This is a genomic window from Pyrobaculum sp. (genome assembly GCF_049971835.1).
Taxonomy (GTDB): Archaea; Thermoproteota; Thermoprotei; order Thermoproteales; family Thermoproteaceae; genus Pyrobaculum.
Window position 1 is genome coordinate 1 of sequence record NZ_JBMFKV010000350.1, and the last position, 1,511, is coordinate 1,511.

Consider the following 1,511-nt stretch of genomic DNA (forward strand, 5'->3'; position numbering starts at 1 on the left):
GGCGTCGGGCGGGCTGTACCAGTTCACGTTCACGGTGGGGAACACCACCTTCACCGGCGTGGTTAGGGAGGAGGGCGGGGCCCGCTACCTCTACTTGTACAAGGGGACTGTGGAGCTGGGCAAGGTGAGGGAGGGGCAGTGGCTTCCGGTGGACACCGAGGTTGAGTACAGGGGCACCACGTACCGCGTGGCTTTTATGCTGAAGCCGCTCAGCCTGGACGAGAAGAAGGTCAAGGTATTTATCGGCAATAAGCTGGTCTACAACGCCCCCGTTGCGTGGTTCATGGGGCCCGAGGAGATTAAGAAGAGGTACTGGGAGGAGGTTGCGGCGAAGGGCTACATCGACATCTACCACGTGTCGTGGAACGTCCTGGCCAAGACCGACCTCCGGACCGTGGCGGAGGTTATCAACGCTACCGTCGACTACTACTGGAGGACTAACCTCTTCATGTTTGAAAACGTGAATTTCGACCTCTTTACTGGCTACGACGTGACGCCCGACCCGGTGGAGCACTTGATCCTAGGCCTCTTCGACCCGTCTATGCCGTACAGCAACAAGACCCTGGCGGAGTGGGCAGTCAAGACCTACCTCGGAATGTGGCAGAGGATCGACAGCTACGTGGGGAGGCTGATGTCGAAGCTTGAGCCCAACGACGTGCTTATCGTCGTCGGCGACCACGGCCAGTGGGGGATAAGGGCCTACGTGAGGATAAACGTGGCGCTTAGGAAGGCGGGCCTCCTCGTCGTCGGGCCCGACGGCAAGGTTGACCTGCAGAAGTCGGTAGCGTATTACGACGGTGGGTACATCTACGTCAACCCCAGGATTAGGGAGGACCCCGCCAGCTACGAGTACGTGGTCAACAAGGTGATTGAGGCCGTGACGTCTATTGTAGACCCCACAAACGGCGAGAGGCCGATTGCCTTCGCCGTGGCTAGGCGCTCTGCGGGCGGCAAGCCGCTGGCCGCGATAGAGGGCAACGAGCTCAGCTCCATGTACCTAGACGGCCCCGGCGCCGCTGGGCGCATCGGCGACGTGATTATAGCAGTTAAGCCCGGGTACTGCGCCTACGACAAGACAGCCACCGGCGACGACGTGGTGGTGATCCCCTCGCTGTTCCAGACGGTGGGTTGCCACGACGACATCGGGACGTGGGGCGAGCTGAGGTCCATAATCGGGATCTACGGCGGGAGGGCGGTGAAGCTGAGGCAACTCAAGGGCATACAGGCCTGGATGCCGCAGGTGGGGGCCACAATCGCCGCGATTTTGAACATACAGCTGAAAAACGCCACGGCGCCGCCCATTTGGGTAATCGCCTCCTAAACCAGCCTTTTTTCCCAAAAAATTTTTTAGGTTTTCTCCCAGTCTCTACGTGGCTGTGGTGATTTCACAGCCGGTAGCCGATCTCCTTAGGAAGGCGGCTGGCGGGCGCGATCTCGAAGAGTTTTTAGTAGAGTTGCTGGTGGCGAGGCTGGACCCGCCTCAGCGCGTCGAGGCTTACCTCAAGCTTCAT

General features: G+C 59.9%; 1 protein-coding gene and 1 pseudogene. Both read left to right on the forward strand.

The window, feature by feature from the left end; all coding sequences use genetic code 11:
* A partial coding sequence (locus ACP5J3_RS14540) for an alkaline phosphatase family protein (protein ID WP_428496335.1) occupies positions 1-1,321 on the forward strand: 1,321 nt, incomplete at its 5' end.
* 49 nt (positions 1,322-1,370) lie between these two features.
* Positions 1,371-1,511, forward strand: a pseudogene (locus ACP5J3_RS14545) (PaREP1 family protein); the annotation flags it as partial.